Annotated in this window: 16 protein-coding genes; 9 read left to right on the forward strand and 7 right to left on the reverse strand. The window is 29.7% G+C overall.

The genetic code is table 11. The features are described 5' to 3' along the window. Positions 1-6: 6 nt before the first annotated feature. Both Q0935_RS10220 and Q0935_RS10225 read right to left on the reverse strand, forming a co-directional pair. Complete coding sequence (locus Q0935_RS10220) at positions 7-1353, reverse strand: 2TM domain-containing protein (RefSeq protein ID WP_299385556.1); 1347 nt, start codon at positions 1351-1353, stop codon at positions 7-9. A gap of 2 nt (positions 1354-1355) precedes the next feature. Then, entirely contained in the window at positions 1356-1994 is a 639-nt protein-coding gene (locus tag Q0935_RS10225; RefSeq protein WP_299385559.1) for a hypothetical protein, read from the reverse strand. A 365-nt stretch (positions 1995-2359) separates the two neighbouring features. Here Q0935_RS10225 and Q0935_RS10230 point away from each other — a divergent pair, with 365 nt between their 5' ends. The 8 genes from Q0935_RS10230 to Q0935_RS10265 all read left to right on the forward strand — a co-directional run bounded on the left by Q0935_RS10230 (position 2360) and on the right by Q0935_RS10265 (position 7934). Beyond that, positions 2360-2794, forward strand: coding sequence for a hypothetical protein (locus Q0935_RS10230; protein ID WP_299385562.1), 435 nt, complete (start codon positions 2360-2362; stop codon positions 2792-2794). Then, a complete protein-coding gene (locus tag Q0935_RS10235) occupies positions 2730-3224 on the forward strand; it encodes a hypothetical protein (RefSeq protein ID WP_299385564.1) in 495 nt (164 codons plus the stop codon). The genes Q0935_RS10230 and Q0935_RS10235 overlap by 65 nt, the downstream gene beginning before the upstream one ends. Before the next feature lie 270 nt (positions 3225-3494). Beyond that, positions 3495-3992 (forward strand): hypothetical protein, encoded by a 498-nt coding sequence (locus tag Q0935_RS10240; RefSeq protein WP_299385566.1) that lies wholly within the window; start codon positions 3495-3497, stop codon positions 3990-3992. Between the two features lie 4 nt (positions 3993-3996). Next, positions 3997-4314 (forward strand): hypothetical protein, encoded by a 318-nt coding sequence (locus tag Q0935_RS10245; protein WP_299385569.1) that lies wholly within the window; start codon positions 3997-3999, stop codon positions 4312-4314. A 210-nt stretch (positions 4315-4524) separates the two neighbouring features. Then, positions 4525-5190 carry an SLATT domain-containing protein gene (locus Q0935_RS10250; protein ID WP_299385572.1) on the forward strand — a complete coding sequence of 222 codons (666 nt, stop codon included), beginning with the start codon at positions 4525-4527 and terminating at the stop codon, positions 5188-5190. Positions 5191-5338: 148 nt separating this feature from the next. Further along, positions 5339-6055: a hypothetical protein gene (locus Q0935_RS10255; protein WP_299385574.1), complete on the forward strand. Its 717-nt coding sequence runs from the start codon at positions 5339-5341 to the stop codon at positions 6053-6055. Positions 6056-6759: 704 nt separating this feature from the next. Continuing rightward, positions 6760-7599 (forward strand): AbiJ-NTD4 domain-containing protein, encoded by an 840-nt coding sequence (locus tag Q0935_RS10260; protein ID WP_299385577.1) that lies wholly within the window; start codon positions 6760-6762, stop codon positions 7597-7599. 32 nt (positions 7600-7631) lie between these two features. After that, positions 7632-7934 (forward strand): hypothetical protein, encoded by a 303-nt coding sequence (locus Q0935_RS10265; protein WP_299385579.1) that lies wholly within the window; start codon positions 7632-7634, stop codon positions 7932-7934. Between the two features lie 91 nt (positions 7935-8025). Here Q0935_RS10265 and Q0935_RS10270 read toward each other — a convergent pair whose 3' ends face one another. The 5 genes from Q0935_RS10270 to Q0935_RS10290 all read right to left on the reverse strand — a co-directional run bounded on the left by Q0935_RS10270 (position 8026) and on the right by Q0935_RS10290 (position 12937). Next, positions 8026-8706: a Lipl32 family lipoprotein gene (locus Q0935_RS10270; protein WP_299385582.1), complete on the reverse strand. Its 681-nt coding sequence runs from the start codon at positions 8704-8706 to the stop codon at positions 8026-8028. Between the two features lie 38 nt (positions 8707-8744). After that, the gene (locus Q0935_RS10275; protein WP_299252411.1) at positions 8745-9362 is read right to left on the reverse strand and encodes an SIMPL domain-containing protein; all 618 of its coding nucleotides are present in this window, start codon (positions 9360-9362) and stop codon (positions 8745-8747) included. 34 nt (positions 9363-9396) lie between these two features. Further along, complete coding sequence (locus Q0935_RS10280; RefSeq protein WP_299252408.1) at positions 9397-9816, reverse strand: hypothetical protein; 420 nt, start codon at positions 9814-9816, stop codon at positions 9397-9399. 375 nt (positions 9817-10191) lie between these two features. Continuing rightward, positions 10192-10836, reverse strand: a complete 645-nt coding sequence (locus Q0935_RS10285; RefSeq protein WP_299252406.1) for a response regulator transcription factor — start codon at positions 10834-10836, stop codon at positions 10192-10194. After that, positions 10826-12937, reverse strand: coding sequence for a tetratricopeptide repeat-containing sensor histidine kinase (locus Q0935_RS10290; RefSeq protein ID WP_299385585.1), 2112 nt, complete (start codon positions 12935-12937; stop codon positions 10826-10828). Before Q0935_RS10290 ends, Q0935_RS10285 begins: the two co-directional genes overlap by 11 nt. 635 nt (positions 12938-13572) lie before the next feature. Here Q0935_RS10290 and Q0935_RS10295 point away from each other — a divergent pair. After that, positions 13573-14091, forward strand: a complete 519-nt coding sequence (locus Q0935_RS10295) for a CIA30 family protein (protein WP_299385588.1) — start codon at positions 13573-13575, stop codon at positions 14089-14091. The last annotated feature ends 426 nt before the right edge of the window (positions 14092-14517 follow it).

Genomic DNA, 14517 nt, shown 5'->3' on the forward strand with positions numbered 1-14517 from the left:
TGGTGTTTAGCTATAGCGTTTGTCTTCTTCCTCTTTCATAAACTTTTCAATTTTACGTTGTTCCCAATTGCGTCCTAAAACGCCATCGTTTACAAACACTTTGTAAGCATGAATACTCAAGCCTAATCCCCAACCAGCCATTGGAAAGAAGAACCATTTAAAATCCCAATAGGTATTATAATTTATAAATATTAAAAACGGAATAACTGCACAGTACGAGATTAAATTATAATAAAACTCCTTTTGCTCATCCACACGTTTACGTGCTCTTATATAACTATCGTCAAACTGTTTTGCTGGTATCTGTCTCATTACTTTTACTTGTTTGGTAAGCATTGGTATTGCAACTGTAAAGTGGGCTTTACCTTCAACAATACTTACTTTTCTGTTGGTTAATAATTGGTAGCGTTGTGTAATATTATTTAAACCTACTCCACTACTCTTTTTTACTACTTGTTTGGTTTGTAGATTATTTTCTACAATTAGGTTGCCATCGCTTTCGTAAATTTTAATATGCAAAGGTTTGCTTGCCGTTACTACATTATGCTTTACTGCATTTTCTAAAAGTAGTTGTAGAGATAGCGGTACAACTTTACTTTCTGGGTTTGATGCCTGCTCTGGGATATCGAAAATAATACTGTCTTCAAACCTCATTTTAAGAAGCGACATATAAGTTTTTGCAAATTTAAGTTCTTCGTCTACCGTTATTAAATCTTTGTTTTTTTGCTCTAAAACATAGCGGTACACTTTAGACAAGCTGGTTGTAAACTTCTGGGCATTGTCGGGATTTTCCTCTATTAAACTCGTTAATACATTTAAGCTATTAAATAAAAAATGCGGATCTAACTGGTTTTTTAAAGCATCGAACTTTGCGCTTGCCGTTCCTGCAATTACCTTTTGCTCTTTTACTTTTCTATCTTGTTTGCTTTTGTAGTAGTAAATACCATAAAAAATAGTGGTAATTAAAACCGATATTCCTAAAGCAAAAAGATAATTACTAAGTGTTTCTGTTTTTAAAAAGTTAGAAAAAGTGCTACTATAAATTATAACTCTTGTTATGTAACGAATACAAAAAATAGAGAGTATAGATACACCAACCGACATTATAGCTGCCATAATAAGGTTTTTAAACTCAAAAAGTTTGAAACCCATTTTCTCTGTCATAAAACTAATCGTATAAGAGTTTGCCAAATACAAAACAACAGAATACGCTTGGTTGTATATAAAATATTCTAGTAGATATTTATCGAAATTAATAGTATTACCATTTAACAATCTAAAAAGACCAATAATTGTAAATACTAAAACACCTATACTAAATGCTTTACTTAACTGTTTAAAAAAATTAATCATATTTATTCTTTACAAGATGCTATCATTGCTTCTGCACGCTCTTTTCCCCAATTAGGATGAAACTCAGATTCTGGTTTAAAGTTAACAAAAAGTTCTAAGGCTTTATCAAATTCCTTGCAAAATGGCTTAGTATCTTGCCCAAAATATCTTGCACTACCCATATTCCATTCTGCTTTATTTAAAACTACTCTTGGATTTTTAGGATCTAACTTTTGCGCTTTCATGTAAAGCTGTTCTACTTTTGGTGCCAGCGTCATCCCATATTTTGCACCATCGCTGGCAACATAAACCGTATATAATATGGCTTGCATTACTATAATTTCGGGATTTTCTTTAGAGTTTGTAGTCGCGTCATTAATAAAATCTTGCGCTCTTAATAATTGTGCATTTAAGGTTTTAGTGTCTTGCAGTTTTGTAAATCCGTCAAGAATTAAAACTTGTGCAGCATAATAACTTGGTAACCAATTATCGTTTTCTGCGCTTGCAATACGCTCGAAAAGGTTTACCGCATCTTCGGTTTTGTTCTCTTGCCATAAAGCCATTGCTTTTTGCATGCCTGTTTGGTACTTGCTTTCGGTTTGTGTTTGCGCTTCTACTTGAGACGTTACAAGTAAAATAATAAAAAGTGCTAATCTATACATAATGGTGGTTTTTAATGTTGAGACAAATATGCAACGGAATACCTGCTTTTTAAAAAGTGAATTACCGAGTTGTCGTTTTTTTATGCTGAATTGTATTTTCCGTCTTAAATTGATGCAAAATGTTGGCATTTAAACTAAACTTAGAGTTGCACCTTACTATTGTAATTAAAAAGTACTTCGCCTTTTTCTTCAAACCATCCCTATTTCGTTTTACATAATTTACCTTCCTTCAACTGAAGGAAGGAGCACTAAGCGAGACTATTTAGTTATAGACATTGAATTTATTTCAATTAAAATAAAATACGTGGTTCTACTTATTTTTTATAAAGCAGATATTCCCTAAATTTAAGTCTTAAATAAAATGGATGTCAGAAATTTTTACTCAAAAAGTGGTTTGGATAATTGTACAAGTGTGCATTGGTATAATTATACTCTTAAATCTTATTTTAAACCTCAACAAAGTAAAAAACGATACTGTAAACAATAGGCTAAGTATTTGGGCTAGCGGAAAGTATTTTTTCATCACCTTTTTTTGGGGCGTATTAGGCGGACATTTTTTCTTAGGAAGCGCCAAGCCTCTATTCTGTTGTAATTGGTGGTTACCAGTTGCGCTTCTTGTAGTAATTACTGGTATACTAATGTTACTTAGAAATAAAATAAAGATAAAACCTTACCATCAAGTTATATTAATTATTTGTGGCTTGCTTTACGGTCATTTTGTGTGGTCTCAACGCCATGAAGACACTATTTTTGAAGATGGCAATTGCACCAATACCAACCTATTTTGTAACAATGATTGAGATAAAAAAAATAGTAAATAGCGAAGTTGTTATAAAAAGAATAGAATACTTTTTAATAACACTTTTTGTGGTGCTAATAGCCTGGGATTTATACTTAGCAGTTACAAAACCAGATAATAATACAATAAGCAGAGTCATACAAATTAATGTAGATAGCGGTAAATACATACTCACCTATTTTTGGGGCGCCATTTGTGCTAATGTATTTTTTCCGTTGCATCGTCCACCAAAAATTAACCCAACAGTAGGTACTATAATTATGTATGTAATTGCGTTATTAATTTGGATTGCAAATCCTAAAGAAACTGTAGAAGAGTTTCTTGATGCCGATTTATACCGTTATGGACTAGGTATGGTGTTTGGTTTTATTATCGGTTTTGTGTTTTGGAGACAGCAAGTTGGTAAAACGCTGGAAGTTAAAGAAGAATAGTATTTGGACTGAAAATAGATGTTTTGAGGAAAAAGAACGCCTCTTTCTTCCAATTTTAAAGCGAAATTAGAATTCATTCTCCTCTTAGAAAATAAGAGGAGAGCCACAATAAATAAAAATACAGGTAATAAATATAACTACCTGTATAAACACAATCGCATGGCAGCTCCTTACTTCAGTTGAAGGAAGGTGGTTTTCGAAGAAAAACGGATGGTTTGAAGAAAAAGACAAAGCACTTTTAAAATAAACAATATTAAAAAGTAACATTACATGATAACAACAAAAACATACAAAGGTTTACTAATAGTCTTTAGTTTCCTACTATTAGCCAGTTGCAAAACCTATTTAGCACCAACTTACAACCAAGTAATTGTAGATAAAGCAACCGAAGCAACAACAGAAACCTATCTGTTTTTAGCAACCGTTGCTGGTGGTAGCGATAATGACACTTATTTTAGTAGAGAAAGCACTTACAACACCCTAATTAGTAAGTTCGAAACCCTAAACTTACTCGCCAAAGCACGACCAATACCAAGTAATAAAACCACCCAACGTATAAACAATCTATTAGCCGAACGTAACAGCCCATCCTCCTCTAGCGATTACCCAAGTGCTTTTGCCTTTAACCGTATTGTAGAAAACTTGGTTAAAATGAAAGAAACCGACCAAACCTCTGGTTTAAACCCAATAGTAGTAGAAGCCTTTAAAGGCGAAATTGAAATATTTTTAGACCAAGCCATAACTTACGAAAGCTTTTTAAAACGTTAATAATATGAACACCAAAACAGCCAACCTAATAGACTCTATAAAAAACGTAGCTTCCACAATACTAGAAAAAGACATTGCCTTGGTTACTGGTTTTAGCGAGCGCCAAATAGAAGCCATTTCTAAGCAAACCTTAATTATTAAAGCCGGTATTGCAACTGGTGAAATTGAAGACGATCTCATTACCTTTTTTCTCGACGGACTTAAACACATGGTTACCAATTTTATAAACACACTTAAAGGCATACTAAAAGTAGTTTTAGAAAAAGTATGGAACGGCATTATTACTGTGCTTTACGAAGCTATTGGTATTTTTCCTGTGTAAAAAACAGCTTCTTTTTAGCTTTTAAAATACGTAGTTCTACGTATTTTTTTTGTTATAAATTAAACTTAGCTTGCTGCTGAAAAAAAATAAGGCAATTGAGGAAAACCGTAAGGATTTATTAATACTAATGGTTTTCTTTACATAATGAATATATAGTTAATAGTAACTGTATATAATTGTTAGGCAACATTTGACCAAAACCATAAAAATTTGAAAAAACCAAAAAGCTTTGACAAACCAGAAGGAAAAGAACATCTTGACAAAGATTTTCTAGAAGAATTGAAACATAAATTGTGGTCTACCAAAGGAATTCGATTTTATGCAAGTGATAGACTAAAAAAGATTTCTAAAATCTCTAATATTTGTACCAGTGTTCTATCTGTGTATTTAATTATTTTCGGACTTCTCTCTGTATATAATATTTATAATCCATCTGCACAGCACCAAAATTTATTTGCATTCTCTATGACAGCAATTTCAATAATATTATTGGTTTTTTCTGTTTTTGAGAATTCTCAAAATTATTTAGTCAAAGCTGAAAAATTTCACGATTGCTCATTAGATATCGCTGATTTATATAACGAACTTCAGAATTTTAAAACCTACGACACAAAAAGTTCCGACAAGGATAAACTGGAATATTGTAACGATATTCAGTCAAGGTATCAGAATATATTGAGAAGATATGAAAATCACGACCAATTGGACCGACAAAAATTCAGAGCTGACAATATGGATTATTATAAATATCTAAAATGGCATTATTGGTGGAAAACTCAAATTATATATTTCTATAAAACAAAACTGATTTATTTATTCGCTATGGTAATTCCTGGATTGATATTAGGATATTTAATAATAAAAAACGTTGCCTAACACCGTATAAAAATAATTGCGGTTTAGTGCTTAATCAAAGGTCGTTACGTGTTTGTAACGTCTGATTTTCCTTCGGAAAATCCTCGCATACAAACCCGCAACTATTCTTATACATCAACGTTGTAGGTAATTTAAAATAGCCGAAATAATGCAAGACATAAAAAAATCGATAAGCACCATTCTGTATGAAAGAACAACAAGTCCTTTTTACGGAACATTAATTATTTCGTGGTTAGTTTGGAATTGGAAAATTATTTATTTGACATTTTTCATTTCAGAAAATAAAATAGTAACAAGCAAAATAGATTACATAGTTGAAAATTATAGTGATTTTCATCATTTATTGACTTTCCCTTTGATTTCAACAATTGTACTAATCACTCTAATTCCATTTGTAGTAAACGGAGCTTATTGGGTTTCGTTATCATTCGCTAATTGGAGATTAACACAAAAGAATTTTATAGAGAAAAAACAATTATTGACTGTTGAGCAATCTATTGAATTACGAGAACAGATACTAAAACAAGAAGAAAGATTTTCAAAATTGGTAAATGACAAAAACTTGGAAATAGAACAGTTAAAAGAAATCATAAATGACTATGACTCTTCAAAAACACAAGTAGCAGATAATAGTAACGAAGAATTGGAAAAATTAGCGGACAGATTTAAGAGCAACAATTCGGAAATGACTACTCTTAATAATATTATTAGAGCTATTCAATCGAATTTCCGACAAGAAGATAAAGATGAAACGAGAAAAATATTATCTCTTTTAGAATCTTATTTAATTATTGACAAATCTGATTCACCATTATATAAATTCACAACTAAAGGGAAGAGATTCTTAAGATACATAAATGAATAAAAACTACCTACAACACCGTATAAAAATAATTGCGGTTTAGTGCTTAATCAAAGGTCGTTGCGTGTTTGTAACTTCTGATTTTCCTTCGAAAAATCCTCGCATACAAACCCACAAATATTCTTATGGATAAAATATAAAAAAATATTTCTTAATAATAATTCTATTTTTCATCGTAACGTATGCACAAAATGAAATTGTATATAAAAAACCTGCAGATAAAATTATTAAGTTTGAATCAGAAAGATATTCTTATAGTGATAACAGTCCAGGGATTTTATGGTCAGATAAAAAAACGGAAATCTTATTAATAAATGATAGTACTTGGATATTTAATATCCCAGCAAAGAATAAAACTCTTGAAATACTAATTATTAGAGGACCAGAAGAATCCGTAATTAATCGAATATTTACAGTAAATAGAGAAATGAAAATTAATGGATATTTAATTAAAGAAAATCAAACAATCACTCTATTATTAAGAAATGAAGTCAATTGTGAAAAAATAGAAATTTCATACAGAAATGTAAAAAATGAATTAAAAAGTTTTACAACAACAACAACATATAAAAACAATTACCATATCGATCTAAAATAGAAATAGTTACACATGTTAGACTTTTGAATTTTCTGTAAAAATTACTTTCAAGCAAATACTAAACTATTCTTATAAAAGACCACATCAACAAAAACGAAAAATCAAATAAATGAAATTGAAATTTTCTGAAAGATTAGGATTATTTAAACCAAAAACAATTATTCCTAAAGAACAAATACCTGAAGATTTACGTAATACTCTTTGGTCAGTCATTTGTGATGAAACATTTAACAAACTTTCTAATGATGCTCCCTATGGTTCAGGACTTTCTGATTTAGCAGAATTTTTTCGCGTTTTATGGAGAGATTTTTTCAAAAAACCAATTGACAATTTAACTATAATAGATAGAAGTATTTATACTGAAGATTCTTATAGTTTTATCCGTAAATGGTTTTTTAATGCTAAATGGTATGAGGTTTATGAGTATTTGGAATTTTGTGCAGACATATTCGGGGAAGATTTTGTGAGAGTGTGTAATCCATATTTAGAAAGAGAACTATCTGGATTTCGTTTTGTCGGGCTTTCACTTTTAGAAATAGATTCTACAGAAGAAGTTAATGAAATAGAAAAATCTTTAAATTCTGGAATTAAATATAGACCTGTAATAATTCATATTGAAAGTTCGCTTAAATTACTTACTGATAAAAGAAAACCAGATTATAGAAATTCTATAAAAGAATCAATTTCTGCAGTTGAATCCTTATGTAAGATAATTATTGGAAATGAAAATACTACTTTAGGACAAGCATTAAAGATATTAGATAAACAAAAACCAATACCAAAAAGTCTAAAATCTGGGTTTAGTGCAATTTATGGTTATGCTTCAGAAAATGGAGGTATTAGACATGGATTATTAGATGATGATATTACACCTCAACTTGAAGAAGCTCGTTTTATGCTCATTGCTTGTTCGGCTTTTGTGAATTATTTAATCATTAGGAATAAATAAGTACTGTTGCTAGCAACACATATAATTTAAAAATGATTAACAACAGTAAAATATCAAAAAACATTAACCAATGGCATATTGAATATGACCAAAACGAATTCCTATCAAACGAAAATTGGTTAGCCACTGCTGAAAAAGCAGAAGATATTTTACAGTTAAGTTATATTAATAAAAAAGGACCAATTTTAGATGTTGGATTCTACAGAGAATGTTATAAAATCTATGTTATTTATAATAATGATTGGGAAAAGCCTAAAGAAGTATTTGAATCTAATAAAACCGAATTTATAGAAAGTAAACTCTATGAACTGATTGACAAATATGCAAATGGTTAATCTATAAGTAGACTTAAAACCACCACAAAAAAAACACCTCTTCATATAAATAAAGAGGTGTTTTAATAAAAATATGAATGTCTATTTTGTTTTATAGTTCTTTTTTAAGATCTTCAATAGTTTTAGCCATTACAACACCAGGTAATTTTACTGGAGCAGCAACTTCTGCTAAAAATGTTCCTTTAACTTCTCCTGTTTTGTAAGTTGTAAAACCAATACGGTATAAACCAACAGTTAAAGCTTTTGTAGGGCTTCCTAACTCACTCTTATATCTTAATAAAGAGTTGTAACTGCTTCCGCTAGGTTGCTTTGGCATTTCGCTGCTATCATCATTACTAGCAAGTTTAGTCCATGTTGCATTTTTAGCACCATCTACAGTAACACCTTCTTTTGTTAAAATAGTAGAACGTTCTAAAGTAATGTAAGTATCAAAATAATCTTTAGAATCTTTATTTGCAGTATAATCTGCAGAGCTTATAGCATTTTTAACTTTTGTTTTAGCTACAGGAGATAACATTCTTACTCCTAATTCTGGAGCAACAGCAGGCACCCAGATGTATATGTAAGAGAATTTTTTACCATCTACTACTGCGTCTTCAGTACCTTCGGCAGCATAGCCTAAGTAAGATATAACATCTGTATAAGGTACTTTAATTGTTTTTGGTCCAATCTTTTTCTCGATAGAACTTCCAAACTTTTTTAATTTTTGAGCTTCTGCATTAAAAAGACAACAGAAAGTAAATACTGATAATACTACTAATTTAATTTTCATGATTTGTTATTTATTATATTAATTTATAGACATTCAATTTATTGTAATTCGAAAGAGACTGTTACCGTATGGCTTTGCAACCTATTAGTACCATAACTCTGTGCATATTGTGCGCTAGTGTTTTGGTCTACAATACCAACAACATCACCAACAGTTTTGTTCATTTTTTTAGCTAAAGCTTCTGCCTTATTTTTGGCATTATCCATTGCTTTTTTGGCAAGACTTACTAATTCGTCGTTAGTTAATTTCTTAGATTCTATCTCTGTATTTGCAATAGATGTACCTGCTAATTTTAGGTTTATAATTTTTCTAACCTCTTCTTTGTTCGATGTTTTTAAAAAGTAATATTCCGTTACTCTACTTTGCCCGTAAGACGATACAAACTCGTAATACGTACTTCTACGAAACCTACTAAAATCGATACCTAAATCTCCTAATTTGTTTATGTAATTGTTCTTTACCTCACTTACAGAGGCTACTTCTACTTCGCCTTGCCCTTCATAAACAAGTATTTGCTGTAGTGAGACTAAAATAGTATAGCTATTATCTTCCACACTGGTTTCGGTTTCTCCAACTACGGTAATTGTATTTCTATTTTCTTGCGCTATTGCCGATACAGAGAATAGCACAGCCATTAAAAAGATTAATTTTTTCATGATAATTTTAATTTATGTTTTAGTTTATTTTTTTTTAGAAGAATAAGATAGATGCAACAATCATCCAGGCACCAACAAATAACCCTACTACTCCTAATTTTCCTTGTTTTGGAGCTAATTTCTCTCTAAGTGCAATTGCTTTTTCTTTAGCAGCTTCGTTTTTAGATAGTACAAACTTATTGATAAGGCTAAATCCTAACATAAACCCAAGAACAGCTTCTACAATACTTCCTGCTAATAATGTTACCCACCAGATTGGGAATGTTGTAAGCCATCCTAAGTTTAAAATTGAAAAGATAATTCCCCAAACACCATAAAAACAAAAGATAAGTCCAATCCAACCTTGGTAAGGTTCTATTTTTTCTAACAACTCTTTTGCGTTAGGTTTTTTTGATAATAATAAAGATGGTACTGCGATAATGCTTAATAAAATAAGTGTAATTCCGAAAGTCATAATTTTGTTTTTTAATGGTTAAAATTTGTTTATTTTTTTTTAGAATAATAACACCTGTTATTTTATATTATTTGCTTGTGGTGTTTGTTATTCTCTGGTACAAATTTATGACAGATAAGCCCTTTATTTAACCCTGTTTTTAGTGAAAATGAATACCCTGAAAACAGGGTGTTTACATTTTAAATACTAATAATCAATAAGTTAAAAGAGTGTTTTGTTTTGTTTTTTAAATAAAATAATAAAGAATAGCCAAACCAGAAAAAGTCTGTTTTCTAGTAAACCACTGGTGTACTAGCTTTTAAGAAAAAAGCAATAAAAAAGGGCGCTATTATAAAATAGAGCCCTTAAAATATAGTTGTTAAAAACAGGTGTTTATTATGACGATACGTAGCCTTTTTTAATGGCGTATTTGGTAAGACCGGCAAGATTTCTAACATTTAGTTTTGTAATCAGGTTTTTGCGGTAACTTTCGATAGTATGTTTACTTAAAAACAATTTATCGGCTATTTCTTGGGTGGTAAATTCTTCCGCAATTAGCGAAATCACTTCCACTTCCCTTTTGGTTAGTTTAATTTCCTTTTCTTTTTTCTTTTCGAACTTGTTTTGCAGGTAGATGTCTTTAATTTCTTTAGAGAAATACTTCTCACCTTCTAAAATAGTTGCTATCGCTTTTAAAAACTCTTCCTTTTGAGCGTTTTTTTGAAGATAGCCATCTACATTACTCTCTATAAGCTCGTCAATAATTTTTGGATCATTATGCATACTAACCACCAGTGTTTTTATATTGCTGTTAGTTTTCTTTATCCACTTATTTAAAGCAATACCATCTACTTCTGGCATTGTAACATCGGTAATTACAAGGTCTATTTTTTCTTCAGTATTTATTGTAATGTATTTTTTAACGTGTCCGCCATGCTTTGCCGTAAAGAGAATATTGTAATTACTTTCGGTTTTTAGAATACTTAATAAACCATCTAAAAACATTTTATGATCGTCGGCTATAATAAGGTTATGCTTCATTTGTTAATGCTTTTAATGGGATTTCTATATGGATATTTGTACCTCTATTCGCTTTAGAGTCGATATGCAATATGCCATTATAATTTTCAATTCTATTCTTAATATTTGTTAAACCTATACCTAATGTGGTTTTCGATACATCGAAGCCAATACCATCGTCTTCGTAAACAAAAAACAGACATTCGTTTAAAAGGTCTAATTGTATGTCTATGGTTTCCGCTTTAGCGTACTTAAGTGTATTGGTGGTTAATTCTTGAAAAATAGAAAACAATTCGTTTTGTAAAATCTTGTTTAGACTATTGATGTTTTCTTCGTCGTAAAATGAAACATTAAAATTTATCTCACTCGCTTCTTCTACCGTATTAATGTATTCTTTAATAAGAAAAACGAACTCATTTTCTCTAATTTTTTTCGGCAATAAATTATGAGATATATTTCTTACTTGCTCGTAAGTATCGTCTAACTGACTGTAGATTAATTTTAACTTATCTGGATGATTAGAAAGCTGACTGAATTGTAATTTTATAGCCGCCAAATTACCTCCAACACTATCGTGCATTTCTTGAGCAATCTTTTTACGCTCTTGATCCTGACCTCTAACAGAAGCTTTAATTAGCTTTAATTCTTGGTCTTTTTTTAACGAAAGTACTTGTTGCTCGTTAATCTCTTTTTCTTTTAGATTAAGTAAACTTTGCGCTTGCAATTTTTGATAGTAGATAACTAAAAGTCCAACAATAGGAACTAATAAAATGAAAAAAGCCACAAGAACAATGTATTTAATAGTCTTTTCTCGGTCTAACTCTACCGCTTTTAAAGCTTCTTTTTCTTTTAGTAATGCAATTTCATTTTTACGTTTTTCAACTCCATTTTGTAATTGTAATACCTGATTTTCGTTTTGCTTTGCAATTATGGCTTCTTGCAGTTTATACTTTTCTATATCTGCATCTTTGTTTTTAATATTTAAACTTTTATTTAAGTTTTCTATCTGTAATTGCTTTATCGTTTTTTCTTTTTCTAGCGTTTTAAACTTAACTTCTAAACTATTAATCTCTTTTTGTGTTTGCGAATTATCGATAGAATCTTTTATCTGGTAATAGTGTTTACCGTAACTATAAGCACTGCGATAATCTCCTTTTCTAACCGAGAGTTTCTCTAACATAAGATAGCTATTCATCTCAATATCTAGATTTCCCAAATTCACAGCTTTAATTAAAGAATTTGAAAAAATTAAAAGCGCTTCGCTATCTCTTTTTTCATTAAATAACACTGTACCTATTTTACCTAAAATAATGAGCTCTAAACCATAAGACCTATTGTCTCTACTTATTTTCTTTGCATCGTAGAAAGCCGTAAGGGCTTTGTCTGTTTCGCCTATACCTAAATAATTATCTCCTATATTAATAATAACATTTACTAAGGCTTGTTTTCTATGGGTATCTTTCTCGCAAATGGCTTTTGCTTTCTGTAAATAGTCGTTAGCCTTTTCGTAATTTGAAAGTGACGAATAGATAGAACCTAAATTGATGTAACTTCCTAAAATAAGTTCTTCATCGTTAGAAAACTGAATACATTTATTAAAGAGTTCTAAAGCTTCTTTCGTTTTACCAAGTGTAACATAAGTACTTGCCAACCCATGTATATGCGTATAATACAAGTTTGTTTCCTTATGTTTTTCACTAAGCTCTGCTCCTTTTAAATGCCACTTTTTACTTTCTTGATATAAACCTTTGTTTTTGTTATTTAAAGCAAGTAATTGATAAGATAATATGGTTAATCGTACGCCTAAAGAATCTTTAATATTCTTTTTACTTTTAAGTGCTTTGTGTGTGTAATAAATGGACGAATCATTGGCTACATATTTATTATGGTAGTACGCCAGTAATAAATTGGTATTCGTTATCGCTTTATTAGATTTAAAAGTACCTAATAATTTATGGGCTTGTTCGTATGCTTTTTTATCTAAACCGTTATTATAATAGTAAAAAAGCTCATCTACTTTTTTTTCTTCACTTTCAATAACCAATGTTGCCGTTTGTGCCGTACCAATGGAAGTATAGCATATAAACAGAAAATAAAAAAAGTAACGGAACTTTAAAAACATACACAAATGTAGGAATTGCAAACCTTATAAGCATCCCCGAAAACAGGGATTTATAAGTTTTTTTTACAAACTATAAAATACGTAGTTCTTCACTTTTTTTTGTTATCTATTAATATTAGCTTGCTGATATTAATAATTAAATTAATTGAAGGAAACCGTAAGGATTTAATAATAGTTTTGGTTTTCTTTATGTATTGTATGTGGCTGACTATTACTTTGTATAATTGTTAGCTATAATTAGAAAAATTTATACTTACGAATGAATTGGAAGTATCTTTCGAGATTTATTATAATATTAATCCTGGTAATAACTCTGATAATCTACATCATATTTTATCCTTTAAGATTTGAATTATATGAAGACATTAGAGCAAAACAAATTTCTGACTTTATTATTATTCTTCTTTTTGGAATTTTAGTTACCTATGACATTTTCAGGAATATCAAAAAAGGAGAAAAGAACAAAAATTGAATTGAATTCCGAAAAACTAACCTTTATACTGAATTTAAAAATATTGCGATCAAACAACTAAATCTGTAAAAAGAAGTTCCACTTTATTCTCAATCAATCATTATTTTGTTTAAATTTATAAAAATATTGTTAAACAACTTATACTTGAATAATGAAATATTTGATGTGTATATTAATTTTTTTACAAGGAATGAATTCTAAAATGATTTTTGATTTTAATAAAGATTCAGACGTTCAAAAATGGAATGTTGTTGATGATGTGGTAATGGGCGGAAGATCATCAAGTCAATTCAAACTCAACTCAGATGGATTTGGAGTTTTTGAAGGACATGTCTCTTTAGAAAACAATGGAGGTTTCTCGTCTGTTCAATATAATTGTAATAAAATTGAAGTAAAAAAATACAATAAAATAAAAATCAAGTTAAAAGGAGATGGCAAAGATTATCAATTTAGAGTTAAAGATAATTCTGGAAATTATTATTCTTATATCACTACGTTTTCTACTTCAAATGAATGGGAAGATGTTGAAATAGTTTTAAAAGATATGTATCCTTCTTTTCGAGGCAGACGATTAGATGCTCCTAATTTTTCACATGATTTTATAGAGCAAGTTGTATTTTTAGTTGGCAATAAAAAAGATGAAAACTTTAAACTTATAATTGATACAATAGAATTAATTTAAGAAAAAAATAAAAAGACCTTATGCTCGGTTGTTTATATTAATCCCAGCTAACAACATAAATCTCCTTCGTTTTTAACAATGTGAACCATTAATTAAATCTATTAGCATATTTTAGAATCAATACTCAAAATGGTTTTTAAATGAGTTAATAGATATTAATACTTTTATTCTACTAAGCTTAACTATTTGGCCTCATTTTTTTTATTTCATTATTCATATATGTTAATCTAAATTTTAAGAATCTTATAACAACTTTACTTAACACTCTAAAATTAGCCTATCATAAATTTAATTCTATTTCCTCAACTTATCCAATAAATAACGGCTTCGTTTTATCTTATTTACGAAAGCAATCACAGTATTTTCTATTCAGTTTTTATTTGCTACATTACGTGCCTAGCCACGCTGCTATAATCATCTAAAAAA

It is taken from the genome of uncultured Lacinutrix sp. (assembly GCF_947500605.1).
Lineage (GTDB): Bacteria > Bacteroidota > Bacteroidia > Flavobacteriales > Flavobacteriaceae > Lacinutrix.

Bases quoted from the DNA above. Each gene is read 5' to 3' on its own strand.
- Q0935_RS10220 (WP_299385556.1), bottom strand. From the start codon at position 1,353: ATGATTAATTTTTTTAAACAGTTAAGTAAAGCATTTAGTATAGGTGTT.
- Q0935_RS10225 (WP_299385559.1), bottom strand. From the start codon at position 1,994: ATGTATAGATTAGCACTTTTTATTATTTTACTTGTAACGTCTCAAGTA.
- Q0935_RS10230 (WP_299385562.1), top strand. From the start codon at position 2,360: ATGTCAGAAATTTTTACTCAAAAAGTGGTTTGGATAATTGTACAAGTG.
- Q0935_RS10235 (WP_299385564.1), top strand. From the start codon at position 2,730: ATGAAGACACTATTTTTGAAGATGGCAATTGCACCAATACCAACCTAT.
- Q0935_RS10240 (WP_299385566.1), top strand. From the start codon at position 3,495: ATGATAACAACAAAAACATACAAAGGTTTACTAATAGTCTTTAGTTTC.
- Q0935_RS10245 (WP_299385569.1), top strand. From the start codon at position 3,997: ATGAACACCAAAACAGCCAACCTAATAGACTCTATAAAAAACGTAGCT.
- Q0935_RS10255 (WP_299385574.1), top strand. From the start codon at position 5,339: ATGCAAGACATAAAAAAATCGATAAGCACCATTCTGTATGAAAGAACA.
- Q0935_RS10260 (WP_299385577.1), top strand. From the start codon at position 6,760: ATGAAATTGAAATTTTCTGAAAGATTAGGATTATTTAAACCAAAAACA.
- Q0935_RS10265 (WP_299385579.1), top strand. From the start codon at position 7,632: ATGATTAACAACAGTAAAATATCAAAAAACATTAACCAATGGCATATT.
- Q0935_RS10270 (WP_299385582.1), bottom strand. From the start codon at position 8,706: ATGAAAATTAAATTAGTAGTATTATCAGTATTTACTTTCTGTTGTCTT.
- Q0935_RS10275 (WP_299252411.1), bottom strand. From the start codon at position 9,362: ATGAAAAAATTAATCTTTTTAATGGCTGTGCTATTCTCTGTATCGGCA.
- Q0935_RS10280 (WP_299252408.1), bottom strand. From the start codon at position 9,816: ATGACTTTCGGAATTACACTTATTTTATTAAGCATTATCGCAGTACCA.
- Q0935_RS10285 (WP_299252406.1), bottom strand. From the start codon at position 10,836: ATGAAGCATAACCTTATTATAGCCGACGATCATAAAATGTTTTTAGAT.
- Q0935_RS10290 (WP_299385585.1), bottom strand. From the start codon at position 12,937: ATGTTTTTAAAGTTCCGTTACTTTTTTTATTTTCTGTTTATATGCTAT.
- Q0935_RS10295 (WP_299385588.1), top strand. From the start codon at position 13,573: ATGTGTATATTAATTTTTTTACAAGGAATGAATTCTAAAATGATTTTT.